Below are 14,158 nucleotides of genomic sequence, written 5' to 3' on the forward strand. Positions count from 1 at the left end.
TGATCTTGATCGTTCCCACGCTCTGCGTGGGAATGCAGCCGCGGACGCTCCGCGTCCAAAGATCAAAAGATCGCAGCCTTCGGCAGCTCCTACAGGGGGGAGAAATCTGTGGAGGGTCAGCGGCGGCGCATCAGGCCGATGAAGAAGAGGCCGCCGATGGCAGCAGTGGCGATGCCGATCGGCAAGTCTTCCGGCGCGATCAATGTGCGCGCTGCGACATCGACCCAAACCAGAAAGATGCTGCCAAGCAGCACGCACGCCGGCAGTAAACGCCGATGCTCGGCACCGACCAGACGCCGCGCGATGTGCGGCACCATCAGCCCGACAAAACCGATCGAGCCACTGATCGATACCAGCACGCCGGTCATCAAAGAGGCGATGACGAACACCCGTAAACGCACCGCGCGTGCATTCAAACCGAGGGTCACGGCGGTCTGCTCGCCGGCCATCAATGCGTTCAACGGTCGCGCCATGCCCAGCAGCAACATCAACCCGAGCAGCACGCTGGCCGCTGGCACCGCGAGCAACTCCCAGCGCGCCAGCCCGAGGCCGCCGAGCATCCAGAACATCACCGCCGAACTCGCGCGGTGGTCGCCCATGAACAGCAGCAGATTGGCGATCGCCATCATCACGAACGACACCGCCACGCCACACAGCAGCAAGCGGTCACTGTCGAGCCGGCCATGGCGACTGGCAATCGCCAGCACCACCAGCATGCTCAACAGCGCGCCGATGAACGCGGCAATCGGCAAGGTCAGCATCCCGACAATTTCGCCCACGTGCAGCACCACAATCACCGCGCCCAGCGTCGCCCCGGAGGTGACGCCAAGCAGATGCGGATCGGCCAGCGGATTGCGCGTCACCGCTTGCAGCACCGCGCCGATCAGCGCCAGCCCGGCACCGACCAGCGCACCGAGGAGCATACGCGGCACGCGAATCAGCCAGACGATATGTTCCTGCCCGGCGCTCCAGCTCACCTCGCCAACACCGAAAGCCTTGTGCAGCAAAATCCGCCACACCGCATCCACCGGCACCCGCGCCGGGCCGAAGCCGAGCGAGACCACGCACGACACCAGCAACACGGCGCCGAGGGCGATCAGCAGCAAGGCATAGCGACGGTTGATCATTCGCCGTGGAAACCTTTGGCCAAAGTCTCAACCGCCAACACGTTGTCGATGCCCGGCGTGGCCTGCACATACGGGATGACGATGAAGCGCTGGTTCTTGATCGCATCGACCGATTGCAGGGCTTGGTTATCGAGCAGGAACTGGATCTTCTGCTGCGCAGTAATTTCGCTGTAGTCGACGATCACGATCACCTGTGGATTGTGCTCGACCACGGTTTCCCAGTTGACCCGCGTCCAGCTCGCGTCGACGTCATCAAGAATATTGCGCCCGCCCGCCGCATCGATCAGTGCTTGCGGCATGCCGAGACGACCAGAGGTCATCGCGCGGTCTTCGCCGCTGTCATAAAGGAACACGCGCGGCTTTTCTGCTGGCAGGTCTTTGCGCACGGCAGCGACTTGCGCCTGCATGTCGGCGATCAAGGCATTGGCGCGATCCTGCACGTCGAAGATTTTGCCGAGGTTGCGCAGGTCGTTGTAAGTGTCCTCCAGCGTCGCCGCCGGGCGCTTCATCACGAAAGCGCAGGACTCGGTCAACTCGTAGACATTGATACCCAGCGGTTGCAGGGTTTGCGGCGTCAGGTCGCCGCCGACGCGCATGCCGTAATCCCAACCGGCGAAGAAGAAATCGACGTTGGCGTTGAGCAGGGTTTCCACCGACGGGTACTTCGCCGCGAGCTCCGGCAGACCGTCGAGCAGCGATTGCATCTCGGGTGTCACCGACTTCCAGCCACTGACGCCGCTGTAGCCGGCCATCCGCGATTTGAGGCCGAGGGCGAGCATCATCTGGGTCATGTTGATGTCGTGGCTGACTGCGTGTTTCGGCGCTTCCTTGAAGGTCACGTCGCGGTTGCAGCTGTGCACGGTCAGCGGGTATTTGGTCGCTTCGGCCAAGGCTTCGGCACTGCACAACAGAAGGGCGACGCAAAGCAGGGAACGCAGGGTCATGGTCGGGTTATCCAGGTGATTCGCGGGTAGCCGTGGAGGGGATGCGCATCGATCAACGCTTCGACGCCGAACACCTCGCGCAGCAATTTTTCAGTGAGGACTTCTTGCGGCGTGCCGCTGGCGACGATGCGGCCGTGATCGATCACGTACAAACGGTCGCAGAACGCTGCGGCCAGATTCAGGTCGTGGATGCTGGCGAGGGTGCCGATCTTCAGGCGTTTGACCAGTTGCAGCAATTCGAGCTGATAGCGCGGGTCGAGGTGATTGGTCGGCTCGTCGAGGATCAGCAGTTGCGGTTGTTGAGTCAGGGCGCGGGCGAGAATCACTCGTTGCTTTTCACCGCCGGAGAGGGTGGCGAAGGCGTGGTTTTCGAAGCCTTCGAGGCCGACGGATTTCAGCGCTTGAGTGGCCAGATCGCGGTCTTCCCGGGTGTCGCCGTCGAACAGACGTTTGTGCGGCGAGCGGCCCATGGCGACGACCTCTTCGACGGTCAGGCCGAAGGCATCGGGAAACTCCTGCAAGACCACGGCGATGCGTTGCGCACACCAGCGTGAGGACTGTTTCCAGACGTTGTGGTGTTCAAGTCTGACCTCACCGCTTTCCGGCGCGCTGAAGCGATAGGCGCAGCGCAGCAGACTGGTTTTGCCACTGCCGTTGGGGCCGATCAACCCGACGAACTCACCGGCGGCCACCTGCAACGAGGCGTCACGCAGCTGGAACTGGTGATGACAGTGGCCGTGGCCCAGCGGTGTCCAGGCGAGGTCGGTGAGGGTGAGTGAGGTCATGCGGGTCCGGTGTGATGTTGGTGATTGTGGTGGTTCAGTGAGATTTTTTCCCCCTCACCCCAACCCTCTCCCCCAAGGGGTAGAGGGGGAAAGGGGGCCGATCTTCATGCTTTTCAAAGCTTCAGTTCAACTCGGTATTTCAAGTCGGTGCAACTTGCCCAAACACCTCGGTCAGTCACCTCTACCTCTGGGAGAGGGCTAGGGTGAGGGCAAGGCTTTTCAATCAAAAGGTGTAATCAGCACTGACAAAAAACGAGCGCGGTTCGCCAAGGATCCACTGCTGCCCCTCATTGTATTGGCTTTGCGCATACCGGCGGTCAAACAGGTTGTTTACCTGCAAGCCCAGCGTCGTGTTGCGCAGCGCTTGCCACGACAACGTCGCGTCGACCACGGTGTAACTCGGCAGCTCGTTGCGGTTGGCCATGTCGGCGTAACGCGCATCAACATACCGCACACCGGCGCCGGCCTTGAGATCATCGCTAAGCGCTTTGTTCAGCCATAGATTGGCCGTACGCCTTGGCACGTCCACCGGACGATTGCCGTTATACGACAGCGTCTGGCCGTTCACCACCTCCGAGAAATCGTCGTACTTGGCCTTCACCATCGCCGCGTTCGCTTGCAGTTGCCAGGCGTGCGGCAGTTGCAGATCGAGGCTCGCTTCCAGCCCGTTAGACGACTGCTGACCCACCTGCTGCTGAAGCGTCGGGTTGCCCGGATCGTCAGTCAGCAGCTTCTTTTTCACAATGCGATACGCCGCCAAGGTGAACTCGCCGCGCTGATCCCAGAACAACTGCTTCATGCCTACTTCAGTCTGGCGCGCGGTCGACAGATCGTATTGCTGCTGGCTCGGGCTGAGAGAAATCAGCCCGCCAATACCGTCGGTGCTGGTCGCCATCTGGCCGTAGAACGACGTGTCCGGCGTCAACGTAAACACCAGCCCGGCCTTCCAGTTGTTGCCGGTCAGGGTCTTGTCGCTCTGACTGCCATCGAGCAGATTATTGCGATCAACGTGCACGTAATCGCGGCGCACACCGGTCACCAGCGACCAGCGCTCACTCAACTGCGTGCGGTTCTCGGCGAACACCGACATCTGTTTGGTGGTGCTGTCGAACTGATCGCGATAAGGGTCGGCGCTCTCGAAAGTGCCGGCCTGCGGGTGATACAGATCCACGGCCTGGCCGTTAGGCAACACGTCGTTGAACGGCGAGTTGCTGTTGAGCTGGAAGCGGATGCGGTTGTACTCGACGCCGCTGACGGTCTGGCTGTCGAGGCCGAACAGCGAGTGTTTGAAGGTGAAGGTCTGACGGTCGCCAACCTGTTCCTGCTTGTGACCGATGCCGAAATAGCCGCTGCGACTGAGTTGCTGCGTGCCCGCGTCGAAGTTGTAGTTCTCGGCGTTCTGCCAGCGGCGCTGGGCCTTGAGGTAATACAGCTCGTTGCTGGCGCTGACCGAGTCGTTGATCTGCCAGTCGCTGGTCAGACGCGTCCACTGATCGTTGTAATGCTGTTTGTCGTCGCGCACGTTGTAGTTCTTGTAACGCAGGCTGTCCTGCAAATGGCCGTTGATCAACGGCGTGCCGAAGTAGTTTTGCGGGTGCTGATCGCCGTAATCGTGGGCGAGGGTAAACGCCAGATCTTCGCTGGCCTGCCAGCGCAGGGCCGCGCTGATGAAGTCGCTGGAGGCGTCGCCGCGATCGATCCAGCCGTGGCTGCGCAGACGATTGAGATTGAGGCGATAGCTCAACGTATCGCTCAGTGAGCCGCCGCTGTCGAAGGCCTGCTGCTGGCTGTCGTAAGAGCCGTAACCGACGCGAACATGATTTTCGATGTCGCCCTCGAATGGCTTCTTCGGAATAACGTTGACCACCGCCCCGGTCGCGCCTTCGCCGTACAACACCGACGCCGGGCCACGCAGCACATCGACACGCTCGACCGACCAGGTGTCGACCGGAAACGTGACGGTGCCCATGCCGGTGTACATGCGGTTGCCGTCATACAACTGCATCACCGAACTCTGCCCGGTGAAACCGCGCGCCTGCAACGATGTGCCGCCATCGCCCGGCGTCCCGGTGCGGCTGATGCCGGTGCTGCGCGACACCGCGTCCTGCACGCTGCGATCGCCGCGCGCGCGGACTTGCTCGCCGCTGAGGCTTTCAACGCTGGCCGGGGTTTGCATGGCGCTGAGGTTCAGCCGCGAACCGGCGGTGGTCGGCGTGGTGAGGCTGACGGTTGCATCGTCAACGGCGGGCGCGCTGATGGTGCCGGTGGGCAACGTCAGGGGGGCGCTGTCGGCGTGGGCATTGTTCATGGCGAACAGGCAGAGGCTGGACAAGAGGTACTTGTTCATCGGTACGGTGAATCACTTCATCAAATGAAAAGCCCACAACTTGTGGTCGCGGGCAGAATGGCAAATTCGCGTTATACAGTAACACTAAAAATTGCCGGCATATAAGCCCCGGCAGTCTATAGAGCTGTCTAAATCGCGCATCTCGCCTGCTTCATGATGAAGTTGAGGCAGATTCAGGTTGGCGACCAAACCGCGACAGCAGCAGTCGATCCAGCAACCACACCACCACCAGCGAAGCCCCCACCAGCGGAAAAATCACCGCCAGCGCGAGCATGATGACCACGCCGGTTTTCCATTTCGGCAGGTCATGCCGCAGCGGTGGCACGCCGAATTTGCCTTGTGGCCGACGTTTCCACCAGATCACCACGCCGCTGACGGCGCTGAGTAGAATCATCAGACAGATCAGCAACACGACGATCTGATTGAAGGTGCCGAACATCTTGCCTTCGTGGAGCATCACGCCGATTTCGGTGGCGCGGGCAACCGTGCCGTATTGTTCGAAACGCACATCGGCGAGGACTTTGCCGGTGTATTGATCGACGTGCAGAGTGGCGTCGTTGCGCGGATCGTCGGCGAACACGGCGATGGTGAACACGCCGGTGGCGGTGGTTGGCAGGGTGATGCTGTAACCCGGTTCGACCTTGCGCGCGGTGGCGATGTTTTGCACGTCTTGCAGGCTAATGCTCGGTGCCGCCGGGCCAGCGTTTGCGCCGCCGTGGGCCATGTGTTCGGCGTGGTCGCCGGACATCGGCATCGGCGTGTTTTCCATTGCCCAAGGCACGGTCTGGCGGGTGGCGCTGTTCAGGGTTCGCGCTTCAACATCGGAGGTCGGCACGTTGTCCCACATCGCTGCCGGGAACACGTTCCACACTTGCGCGTATTGCTTGCCCCAGAAACCGGTCCAGGTCATGCCACTGAGCAGCATCACCAGCAGCAATGTCGCGCCCCAGAACCCGGTGACCGCGTGCAGATCCCGCCACAACACACGACCGCGACTGTTCAGCCGTGGCCACAAAATGCCGGCGGCCTGACCGCGCGGCCACCACAGAAACAGCCCGGACACCACCAACACTACGCCCCAACCGGCGGCCATTTCGATGAGGCGGTCACCGACGGTGCCGATCATCAATTCGCCGTGAATCGCGCGGGCGATGGCTTGCAGGTTTTGCTTGGCGTCTTGTTCGCCGAGGATGTCGCCGTGGTACGGATCGACGAACACGTTGAGTTCGTGACCGGCGTTGGTCACCACAAATTGCGCGCTGCGTTCGGCGTTGACCGGCGGCAGGTATTGGGTGACCTGGCCTTGTGGATAAGCGCTTTTTACTCGTTGCAGCAAGTCATCGGCCGGGACGCTGTGATGACCGGCGGGGACGTTGAGCAGGCTGCTGTACATCAATGAATCGAGCTGCGGTTTGAACAGGTAAATCATGCCAGTCAGGGCCAGCATCACCATAAAAGGGGCGACGAAGAGCCCGGCGTAAAAATGCCAACGCCAGGCCAGGTTGTAGAAATTCGGTTTGGGCTGATTCATCACGTGTGCTCCGCTTGGCGAATTTTTTTAGATCAAGAGATCGCAGCCTTCGGCAGCTCCTACAGGGGTACATGCGGGCTGCGATCTTTTGACTTTCTTGTTAGAAACTCATGTCCACCTTGGTCCAGAGCTTGCGCCCTGGTTCATTGATGGCTTGCGGGTCGTTGGCCGGGTAGCCGAATCCGGCGTTGCCCGCCAGGTTCAGGTGTTCGGCGTAAGCCTTGCCGAACAAATTGTCGACGCCGCTGCTGACCTTCCAGTTTTTGTTGATCCGGTAGGCACCGTTGAGTGAGAACACGCCGAAGCCCGAACTCTTGTCGTAATCCTTGCCGACCACGTTGCCCTTGTTCTGGTCGATACGGTTTTGCGCGGCAACCACCCTCCACAGTGCGCCGGCGCTCCAGTTGTCTTTGGTATAGGTCAGACCGAAGCGTGCATCCAGCGGCGGCATTTGCGGCAGGGCCGAACCGTCGCTGCTGTTCTTGCCCCAGGCGTAGGCCAGGGTCGCATCGGTCTTCCAGTTGTCGGTGAGTTGATACGCGGCACCGAGTTCACCGCCCATGATTCGCGCGTCGATGTTCTCGGCGCGCGAGGTGCTCATGCCCATCATTCCCGGGGTGTAATCGAAGAGGATGTAATCGCGCACCACGCCGATGTAGCCCGAGGCCCAGGCTTCCAGATCGGCGCTCTTGTAGTTCACGCCGAAATCGAACTGCGTGGTCTTTTCCGGTTTGATCGAATCGAACGCGTTGAGCGAACCGACCGGGCCGCTGCTCGCCGAGAACAGCTCCCAGTAATCCGGAAAGCGCTGCGCGTGACCGAGGCCGGCGTAGAGCGTGGTCGGGCTGTCAGCGAGGTCATGCTCGTAGCGCACGAAGCCGCTGGGCAGGGTGTCGGCGCGGGTGTCGTCGGCGGTCGGATTGGGGCGGGTCATCATTCCCGACCCGCTGGTTTGCCGATAATCCTTGGCCGAGGCGCGGTCGACGCGGGCGCCGGTGATCAGCCGATCGCGGTCGGCGGCGTACCAGGTCATTTCGCTGAACACGCCGTAGTTATGGAAATCGGCGTCCTTGGTGTAGGGCAGATCTTTGTAGGTGTCGACGCCCATTGAACTGCGCTGGCGATGTTCGTTGGTCTGCGCGTCGAGGCCGGTGATCAGTTGAATGTCGGCCCAACGCCAGGTCGCTTTGATCCGCGCACCGAGGGTGCGACGGTCGACATTGGACGCCATGGGCCCGGCCATCATCCCGGTGCCCGACGGCGTGCGCAGCGTGTAGTTGTCCATCACGTGGTCGGCGTAGTTGTAGTAGACCTGCGCTTCGAGTTTCTCCAGCACGTCGGTGATGTTGGATTTTTCGAAGCGCAGGCCGAGGCTTTCACGCAGGAACTGCGAGCCGTCCATGCCGCGCCCAGCGTAGCGCGCTTCGCCGTCGCCCTTGCCGGCGGTGAGTTCGATCAGGGTGTCGGCATCCGGCGTCCAGCCGACCGCGACGTCGCCGTTCCACTTGTCGTAGCGCGAGGCGACGATGTCGTTGTTGCCGTCGCGGTAATCGTCGGAATGCGCGGTGTTGCCGATCACGCGCACGTAACCCAGCGGGCCACCGGCAGCGGCATCGACCACTTTGTCGAAACGTCCGTGGGAGCCGGCCAGGACACTGGCGTTCACCCGCGTGCCGAGTTCGCCGAAGCTCTCCGGTTCACGATCAAACAACACTGTGCCCGCCGAGGCGCCCGGGCCGTAAAGCACGGTTTGCGGGCCTTTGATCACGGTGAGTTTGTCGTAGGTTTCCGGCGAGATGTACGAGGTCGGCGCGTCCATCCGGCCCGGGCAAGCGCCGAGCAGCATGCTGCCGTTGGTGAGGATGTTCAGACGCGAGCCGAACATGCCGCGCAATACCGGATCGCCGTTGGTGCCGCCATTGCGCACCAGCGCGAAGCCCGGAATGGTTTTCAGATAGTCGCCGCCGTCACTGGCCGGCACTGGTTGGCGTGGATCTTTTGGATTGGTAACGATGGTCAGCGGTGAGCTCGGCGCGATCGCGGTGATCACCGTTGGACTCAGCTCTTCGTTGTGGCCGGTGTGATCATCGGCCAACACCAACGGGGACAGCAGGACGCCGCAAAGGACAGCGCTAGCGTGCCTGAAACGAATCCGTGATTCGTTCAAAGCGAAGGACACCGGGGCGGAACCCGAGCGTGAAACAGCAGCAAACCTGGACATGACAATTTCCATCAAACAGTCGTAAACGACACGGCCGGCAGCCTGAAGCTGTCTTCTCCACCGTGTGCAATCAAAGGTGCGTGTTTACGCTGCGATGGGTGGTGCGCGGCTGCGGGCGCCGGGGAAGAAGGTTTGCCGGGCGTGGCCCAGGCGCGGGGAGGGCGGAGTGAAAGTGTTGAGTGGCGGAATGTTGAAGGCGACGAAATCGCCGCCGCCGGTCAGTGCCGGGCAATTGAACAGCAGGCTGCAATAGCCGCATTTTTCCCACAGCACGTGGTGCGAGGATTGTGGCGGGCAGTGTTCGGCGCTGGGTTTCGCGTCATGTCCGGAGTGATCCATCCCCGGCATGTCCATCGACATGTCCATGCTCATTGGCATGGAGGTCGAGGCGTGCTGATCCATCGGCATCGACTGAGAAATCAGTGGGCCGATGAAAATCATCAACATGGCGAACAGGGCGATCCAGCTGCCGCGAGTCAGGTGTTCAGTCTGACGGCGTGGCGCGGAGGGCCTGGCGCTCAGCGGGCGCATGGGCGGAATCTGCCGGAAGGCTTACTGAGCGTGCGCGTGAGCCTGCGTGGTTTCCGGGGGCTTCTTCTGCACCGAAACTTCGACGGTGACGTCGCCGGCCTTCTCGAAATGCAGCGTCAGCGGGAATTGCTTGCCGTCCGTGAGCAGGCTGCGATCAGTCGGGTTGAGCAGCATCACGTGATAGGCCATCGGCGCAAATATCACGTTGCCGCCAGCAGGGATTTCCACGCTAGGCACCTGCTGCATCTTCATCAGATCGCCCTGCATCACATGCTCATGCAACTGCGCTTGGGGGGCGATCGGCGAGTCGACGCTGAGCAAGCGGTCAGCCGTTTTACCGCCATTTTGAATCACGAAATACGCCGCTACGGTCGGCGCATTCGGTGGCAACTCCTGCGACCACGGGTGGGCGATTTCAATCTCGCCAGCCTTGTATTCGTGGGCATTGGCGAAGCACGCGGGCAGCAACAGCGCAGCGATGACGATGAGTTTGTTCAACATGGCAGTTCTCCAGAACGATTTGAAACGCAGGTCAATTGCGAGAACAAATCAAACCAGAGGAGAGGCGCGGGGATTGAGGCTCGGCCATTGCTGGCGCGGAGTAGGGGTTTGCAGTGAGAGCGGCGCGACGCTGTGATTGCTTTCATAGCGGGCGAAATACAGCTGCGGCGAATGGCCCGGCAACGCCACCAATGGCGCAGAACCCGAGCAACACCAGCAATGCTGCATGTTGGAATGCGTGTCGTTGGCCGGCGCCTTCTGCTCGGGGGAACCGATGTTGATCGCCACCATCTTCGTCCCGCTGCCGGTGCAGAAACTGCTCCACAGCAACTGTTCGGCCGGTGAATTGGCCGCCTGCGCCATCGCCCCCGTCATCGGCATGGCGAGCATGTTGAACAGCACTGCAAAGCAGGCGATCCAGGCAAATGCTAGCCGTTGTCGGTTCATGGGAGAGATCCATTGGGTGGGCGATCAGGCGCGGGCTATTTAGCCTGATCAGGGCCGATAAGTAAAAAAGCGTCGTGCGGTTTGGTGTCGCAGCGTTTTTCAAGACGCTACGGCATGCAACCTCATACCGAGTGCCTTCATGACTTTCATGATAGTTGCGAATTCAGGGTTGCCAGTGCTACTCAGCGCTTTATAGAGACTTTCGCGACCCAAACCTGCATCCCGTGCCACTTGCGTCATGCCTTGAGCGCGGGCGATGTCATTGAGCGCTGCACGGATCAGAACGCCATCGCCTTCATCGTCGTCAAAACAGGCGTCTAGATATGCCGCCATGTCCTCGGGAGTTTTGAGGTATTCGGCAGCGTCAAAACGGGCGAATTCTTCGGTCATGATTCACTCCTCATTTCCGATGTTATGCGCCATCTGCACGGCGCGTTTGATATCTCTCTTTTGTGTCGATTTGTCGCCCCCGATCAACAGCAGATAAACCACTTCGCCTTTACGTGTGAAGTACATCCTGTAACCAGGGCCGTAATGAACGCGCATTTCATAAACGGTATCACCCACAAACCCGCAGTCGCCAAAGTTGCCATGTTCAGCTGCCTTGAGTCTGGAGATGATTCGGCCTTTACCGATGATGTCTTTCAAGGAGTCGAGCCATTCGGAAAACAGGCGGGTTCGTTCAACGACGATCATTCTGAATCGTATTCCGTGGGATACAAGCTGGCAAGCCGCTTTTCTTGGCTGTCTGCTTGTCGGGATCAAAGGAACCGAAGTATTGGGGGAAGGTGTAGTGAAGAACAGTCGGCTGCGTCCTCAAAAATTGCAGGCAAATTCGCAGAAAAATTGAAAGTCAGGAAAAGTCTTGCGTCGTGAGGGCCGCGAGGACTTCAGACGCCGACCCAAACTCCCGATCAACCCCCGGCAACACCGGCCGCTTCAACACCAGCACCGGCACCCCACGCTCGCGTGCCGCTTCCAGTTTCGGCTCGGTGGCGGTGCTGCCGCTGTTTTTGCTGATCAGCACATCGATCTGCCGGCGTTCGAACAAGGCGCGTTCATCGTCGATCAGGAACGGCCCGCGCGCGCCGATGACTTCGCAGCGTTCGTTACCGGGATAAACGTCTAGGGCGCGCAGCGTCCAGAATTGCTCGGCGGGGATCTCGTCGAGGTGCTGCAACGGTTCTCGGCCAAGGGTAAACAGCGGACGGCGGAAGGGTTTGAGGGCATTGATCAGCTCCGCCCAGTCGCTGACTTCGCGCCAGTCATCGCCCGCTTGCGGCTGCCACGCCGGGCGGCGCAGGGCCCAGCAGGGGATGCCGGTCAGATGCGCAGCGGTGGCGGCGTTCTGGCTGATCTGTGCGGCGTACGGGTGCGTGGCGTCGAGCAGCAGGTCGATGGCTTCCGCGCGAATAAACAGCGCCAGACCTTCGGCACCGCCATAACCGCCGACGCGCACCTGACAGGTCAGATCGGTCGGCACACGACCGACACCGGCGAGGCTGTAAATGTGCTCCGGCCCCAGCGTACGGGCGATGGCGAGTGCTTCGGTTACGCCGCCGAGCAGCAGGATTCGTTTACGCATCGAAGGGTTTAACCAGATCAAGCAAAGTGATCGGCAACGCTTGTCGCCACGTATCAAACTCGCCCAGCGGCTGCGCCTGCGCGACATGAATGCGCGTCAGCTCACCGCCGAAACGTTCGCGCCAGCTCATCAGGGTGACTTCACTTTGCAGGGTCACGGCGTTGGCCACCAGACGCCCGCCGGGTTTGAGCCGTTCCCAGCACGTTTCAAGCACGCCCTCACGGGTGACGCCGCCGCCGATGAAAATCGCATCCGGGCGCTCCAGACCTTGCAGCGCTTGGGGAGCCTTGCCGCGAATCAACTGCAAACCGGGCACGCCCAACGCATCGCGGTTGAGCTCGATCAATTGCTGACGACCGTCATCGGCTTCGATGGCCAGCGCGCGACAGCTCGGATGTGTGCGCATCCATTCGATGCCGATCGAGCCGCTGCCGGCGCCGACGTCCCAGAGCAATTCGCCGGGCGTCGGGGCGAGGCGGGCGAGGGTGATGGCACGCACGTCGCGTTTGGTCAGTTGGCCGTCATGTTTGAACGCCGAGTCGGGCAGTCCGGCAAGACGCGACAAACGTGGCGTGTTGGCGTCGGCGAGGCATTCGATGGCGATCAGGTTGAGGTCGGCCGTCGAGGCAAGGTTCCAGTCGTGGGCGCTGGCGTCGATCCGTTGCTCGGCATCGCCACCCAAGTGTTCGAACACGCTCATGCGACTCGAACCAAAGCCGCGCTCACGCAGCAATTGCGCAACTGCCGCCGGGCTCTGTCCGTCATTGCTCAACAGCAGCAACCGCACGCCGCTGAACAACTGCGCATTGAGCGCTACCAGTGGCCGCGCCACCAACGACACGATGCTCACTTCCTGCAACGGCCAGCCCAGCCTTGCCGCCGCCAGTGAGCAGGACGACGGTGCGGGCAGAATCAGCATCTCATCGCTCGGTACCTGCCGCGCCAGGCTGGCGCCAACGCCGTAGAACATCGGATCGCCGCTGGCCAACACACAGACCGCTTCGCCGCGCTGCTCAAGCACCTGCGCGAGAGAAAACGGGCTCGGCCACAACTGTCGTTCGCCGCGAATGCACACCGGCAGCAAATCCAGCTGACGCTGCCCACCGATAATCCGCGAGGCGTTCATCAGGGCGCGCCGGGCGTTTTTACCAAGGCCTTTAAAGCCATCTTCAGCGATGCCTACAACCGTCAGCCAAGGGGCCATACCTTCCTCAATCGTGTGCTTGCCATTATCCGGCGACATGATAGCGCGATGGCTGCCAACTGACTGCTTTCGATCTGTTAATTGGCGAACGGACACTAATTGTTTTAGTTGCTTTTATTGGAATTGTTTTGAGGTTGTTATTCTCAGTGCAATGCGCAGCTGAACAGGCATTAATAATGAGTGCCAGGCAAGGCACCTTAAATATACAGGAGTGTAGATATGAGTGAGACGCAGCGGGCTGCAAGTACTTTACTTGATGGCGGTGCTTCAGTCGTAATGGGAGGCAATTTACTGTCGTTTCTATCGGGTGTGGCCAAGGTAGATCAACGGTTTATTAAAGACAGTATGCGCTGGGCGGAGTTTAGAGCGGATCAACGCCATAACAGAAAACATGAACCTGCGGCATGGTTCGAATTTTACTCTGGCGTCCTGTGGTCTGTTGGCTGGGGGTTGGAATACGAACCGGTAATTGTTGCCGACGAAGACTTTACAGGAAACGTGTTGGACAGGTGGGCCAAGTCGGTGGCGACGCTGATAAGCCGATCAAAAATTGCCGCAATGAAAGAGACTTTTCAGTTACTTGAGTTTAGCCCGGCTGGAATCGATGTGTTATCCGATGGCGCGCGCGCATGGGCAGACTTTCGTTTTTCCCCAGCGCAATACAATGCGCAAAAAGAGTTGGAGATCGTGATTAGCAACGTGCGCTTTCTGCACGCTGACTGGAGTTCAAATTATCTATTCTGGACGGTACAGCACAGCGGTGCGCAACTTGATATCCAGTCCAGGCGCTTTGCAATCAAACCGCGACAGATGGAAGAGTATCGCGCACGATTAAGCGAGGCGGTGCTTGAAATGCGTACGGCGGAAATTGAACTGACGCGTTAAATGGTGGCTGGAGATGAAACGATTTTAGTGTTGGCGTGACAGCTGAAATG

Annotated in this window: 14 protein-coding genes; 1 reads left to right on the forward strand and 13 read right to left on the reverse strand. The window is 60.3% G+C overall.

The features are described from left to right. Positions 1–116: 116 nt before the first annotated feature. The 13 genes from QMX93_RS16875 to cbiE all read right to left on the reverse strand — a co-directional run bounded on the left by QMX93_RS16875 (position 117) and on the right by cbiE (position 13,223). Positions 117–1,127, reverse strand: coding sequence for an iron ABC transporter permease (locus tag QMX93_RS16875; protein WP_282357198.1), 1,011 nt, complete (start codon positions 1,125–1,127; stop codon positions 117–119). Then, a complete protein-coding gene (locus QMX93_RS16880) occupies positions 1,124–2,071 on the reverse strand; it encodes an ABC transporter substrate-binding protein (RefSeq protein WP_282357199.1) in 948 nt (315 codons plus the stop codon). The genes QMX93_RS16875 and QMX93_RS16880 overlap by 4 nt, the downstream gene beginning before the upstream one ends. Next, complete coding sequence (locus tag QMX93_RS16885; protein ID WP_282357200.1) at positions 2,068–2,856, reverse strand: ABC transporter ATP-binding protein; 789 nt, start codon at positions 2,854–2,856, stop codon at positions 2,068–2,070. Before QMX93_RS16885 ends, QMX93_RS16880 begins: the two co-directional genes overlap by 4 nt. A 223-nt stretch (positions 2,857–3,079) precedes the next feature. After that, on the reverse strand, positions 3,080–5,203 hold the full coding sequence (locus QMX93_RS16890) for a TonB-dependent receptor (protein ID WP_282357201.1): 2,124 nt from the start codon (positions 5,201–5,203) through the stop codon (positions 3,080–3,082). Positions 5,204–5,354: 151 nt separating this feature from the next. Beyond that, entirely contained in the window at positions 5,355–6,734 is a 1,380-nt protein-coding gene (locus QMX93_RS16895) for a PepSY domain-containing protein (RefSeq protein ID WP_282357202.1), read from the reverse strand. A gap of 100 nt (positions 6,735–6,834) precedes the next feature. Next, positions 6,835–8,955, reverse strand: coding sequence for a TonB-dependent copper receptor (locus QMX93_RS16900; RefSeq protein WP_282357204.1), 2,121 nt, complete (start codon positions 8,953–8,955; stop codon positions 6,835–6,837). Positions 8,956–9,039: 84 nt separating this feature from the next. Further along, entirely contained in the window at positions 9,040–9,486 is a 447-nt protein-coding gene (locus tag QMX93_RS16905) for a DUF2946 domain-containing protein (RefSeq protein WP_053116886.1), read from the reverse strand. A gap of 21 nt (positions 9,487–9,507) precedes the next feature. After that, the gene (locus QMX93_RS16910; protein ID WP_282357206.1) at positions 9,508–9,987 is read right to left on the reverse strand and encodes a copper chaperone PCu(A)C; all 480 of its coding nucleotides are present in this window, start codon (positions 9,985–9,987) and stop codon (positions 9,508–9,510) included. A gap of 48 nt (positions 9,988–10,035) precedes the next feature. Beyond that, on the reverse strand, positions 10,036–10,434 hold the full coding sequence (locus tag QMX93_RS16915; RefSeq protein ID WP_282357207.1) for a DUF2946 domain-containing protein: 399 nt from the start codon (positions 10,432–10,434) through the stop codon (positions 10,036–10,038). 99 nt (positions 10,435–10,533) lie between these two features. Continuing rightward, positions 10,534–10,824, reverse strand: a complete 291-nt coding sequence (locus tag QMX93_RS16920; protein WP_053116889.1) for an addiction module antidote protein — start codon at positions 10,822–10,824, stop codon at positions 10,534–10,536. Between the two features lie 3 nt (positions 10,825–10,827). After that, a complete protein-coding gene (locus QMX93_RS16925; RefSeq protein WP_053116890.1) occupies positions 10,828–11,130 on the reverse strand; it encodes a type II toxin-antitoxin system RelE/ParE family toxin in 303 nt (100 codons plus the stop codon). 157 nt (positions 11,131–11,287) lie between these two features. After that, positions 11,288–12,019 (reverse strand): cobalt-precorrin-6A reductase, encoded by a 732-nt coding sequence (locus tag QMX93_RS16930; RefSeq protein ID WP_282357208.1) that lies wholly within the window; start codon positions 12,017–12,019, stop codon positions 11,288–11,290. Beyond that, positions 12,012–13,223 (reverse strand): precorrin-6y C5,15-methyltransferase (decarboxylating) subunit CbiE, encoded by a 1,212-nt coding sequence (gene cbiE / locus QMX93_RS16935; protein WP_282357232.1) that lies wholly within the window; start codon positions 13,221–13,223, stop codon positions 12,012–12,014. Before cbiE ends, QMX93_RS16930 begins: the two co-directional genes overlap by 8 nt. A gap of 219 nt (positions 13,224–13,442) precedes the next feature. Between cbiE and QMX93_RS16940 the strand changes: the two genes are divergently transcribed. Then, complete coding sequence (locus QMX93_RS16940) at positions 13,443–14,108, forward strand: hypothetical protein (protein ID WP_282357209.1); 666 nt, start codon at positions 13,443–13,445, stop codon at positions 14,106–14,108. Positions 14,109–14,158: the final 50 nt, after the last annotated feature.

The sequence above is a fragment of the Pseudomonas sp. PS01303 genome (assembly GCF_029959385.1).
GTDB classification, from domain to species: domain Bacteria; phylum Pseudomonadota; class Gammaproteobacteria; order Pseudomonadales; family Pseudomonadaceae; genus Aquipseudomonas; species Aquipseudomonas rustica.

Bases quoted from the DNA above. Each gene is read 5' to 3' on its own strand.
- QMX93_RS16875 (WP_282357198.1), bottom strand. From the start codon at position 1,127: ATGATCAACCGTCGCTATGCCTTGCTGCTGATCGCCCTCGGCGCCGTG.
- QMX93_RS16880 (WP_282357199.1), bottom strand. From the start codon at position 2,071: ATGACCCTGCGTTCCCTGCTTTGCGTCGCCCTTCTGTTGTGCAGTGCC.
- QMX93_RS16885 (WP_282357200.1), bottom strand. From the start codon at position 2,856: ATGACCTCACTCACCCTCACCGACCTCGCCTGGACACCGCTGGGCCAC.
- QMX93_RS16890 (WP_282357201.1), bottom strand. From the start codon at position 5,203: ATGAACAAGTACCTCTTGTCCAGCCTCTGCCTGTTCGCCATGAACAAT.
- QMX93_RS16895 (WP_282357202.1), bottom strand. From the start codon at position 6,734: ATGAATCAGCCCAAACCGAATTTCTACAACCTGGCCTGGCGTTGGCAT.
- QMX93_RS16900 (WP_282357204.1), bottom strand. From the start codon at position 8,955: ATGTCCAGGTTTGCTGCTGTTTCACGCTCGGGTTCCGCCCCGGTGTCC.
- QMX93_RS16905 (WP_053116886.1), bottom strand. From the start codon at position 9,486: ATGCGCCCGCTGAGCGCCAGGCCCTCCGCGCCACGCCGTCAGACTGAA.
- QMX93_RS16910 (WP_282357206.1), bottom strand. From the start codon at position 9,987: ATGTTGAACAAACTCATCGTCATCGCTGCGCTGTTGCTGCCCGCGTGC.
- QMX93_RS16915 (WP_282357207.1), bottom strand. From the start codon at position 10,434: ATGAACCGACAACGGCTAGCATTTGCCTGGATCGCCTGCTTTGCAGTG.
- QMX93_RS16920 (WP_053116889.1), bottom strand. From the start codon at position 10,824: ATGACCGAAGAATTCGCCCGTTTTGACGCTGCCGAATACCTCAAAACT.
- QMX93_RS16925 (WP_053116890.1), bottom strand. From the start codon at position 11,130: ATGATCGTCGTTGAACGAACCCGCCTGTTTTCCGAATGGCTCGACTCC.
- QMX93_RS16930 (WP_282357208.1), bottom strand. From the start codon at position 12,019: ATGCGTAAACGAATCCTGCTGCTCGGCGGCGTAACCGAAGCACTCGCC.
- cbiE (WP_282357232.1), bottom strand. From the start codon at position 13,223: ATGGCCCCTTGGCTGACGGTTGTAGGCATCGCTGAAGATGGCTTTAAA.
- QMX93_RS16940 (WP_282357209.1), top strand. From the start codon at position 13,443: ATGAGTGAGACGCAGCGGGCTGCAAGTACTTTACTTGATGGCGGTGCT.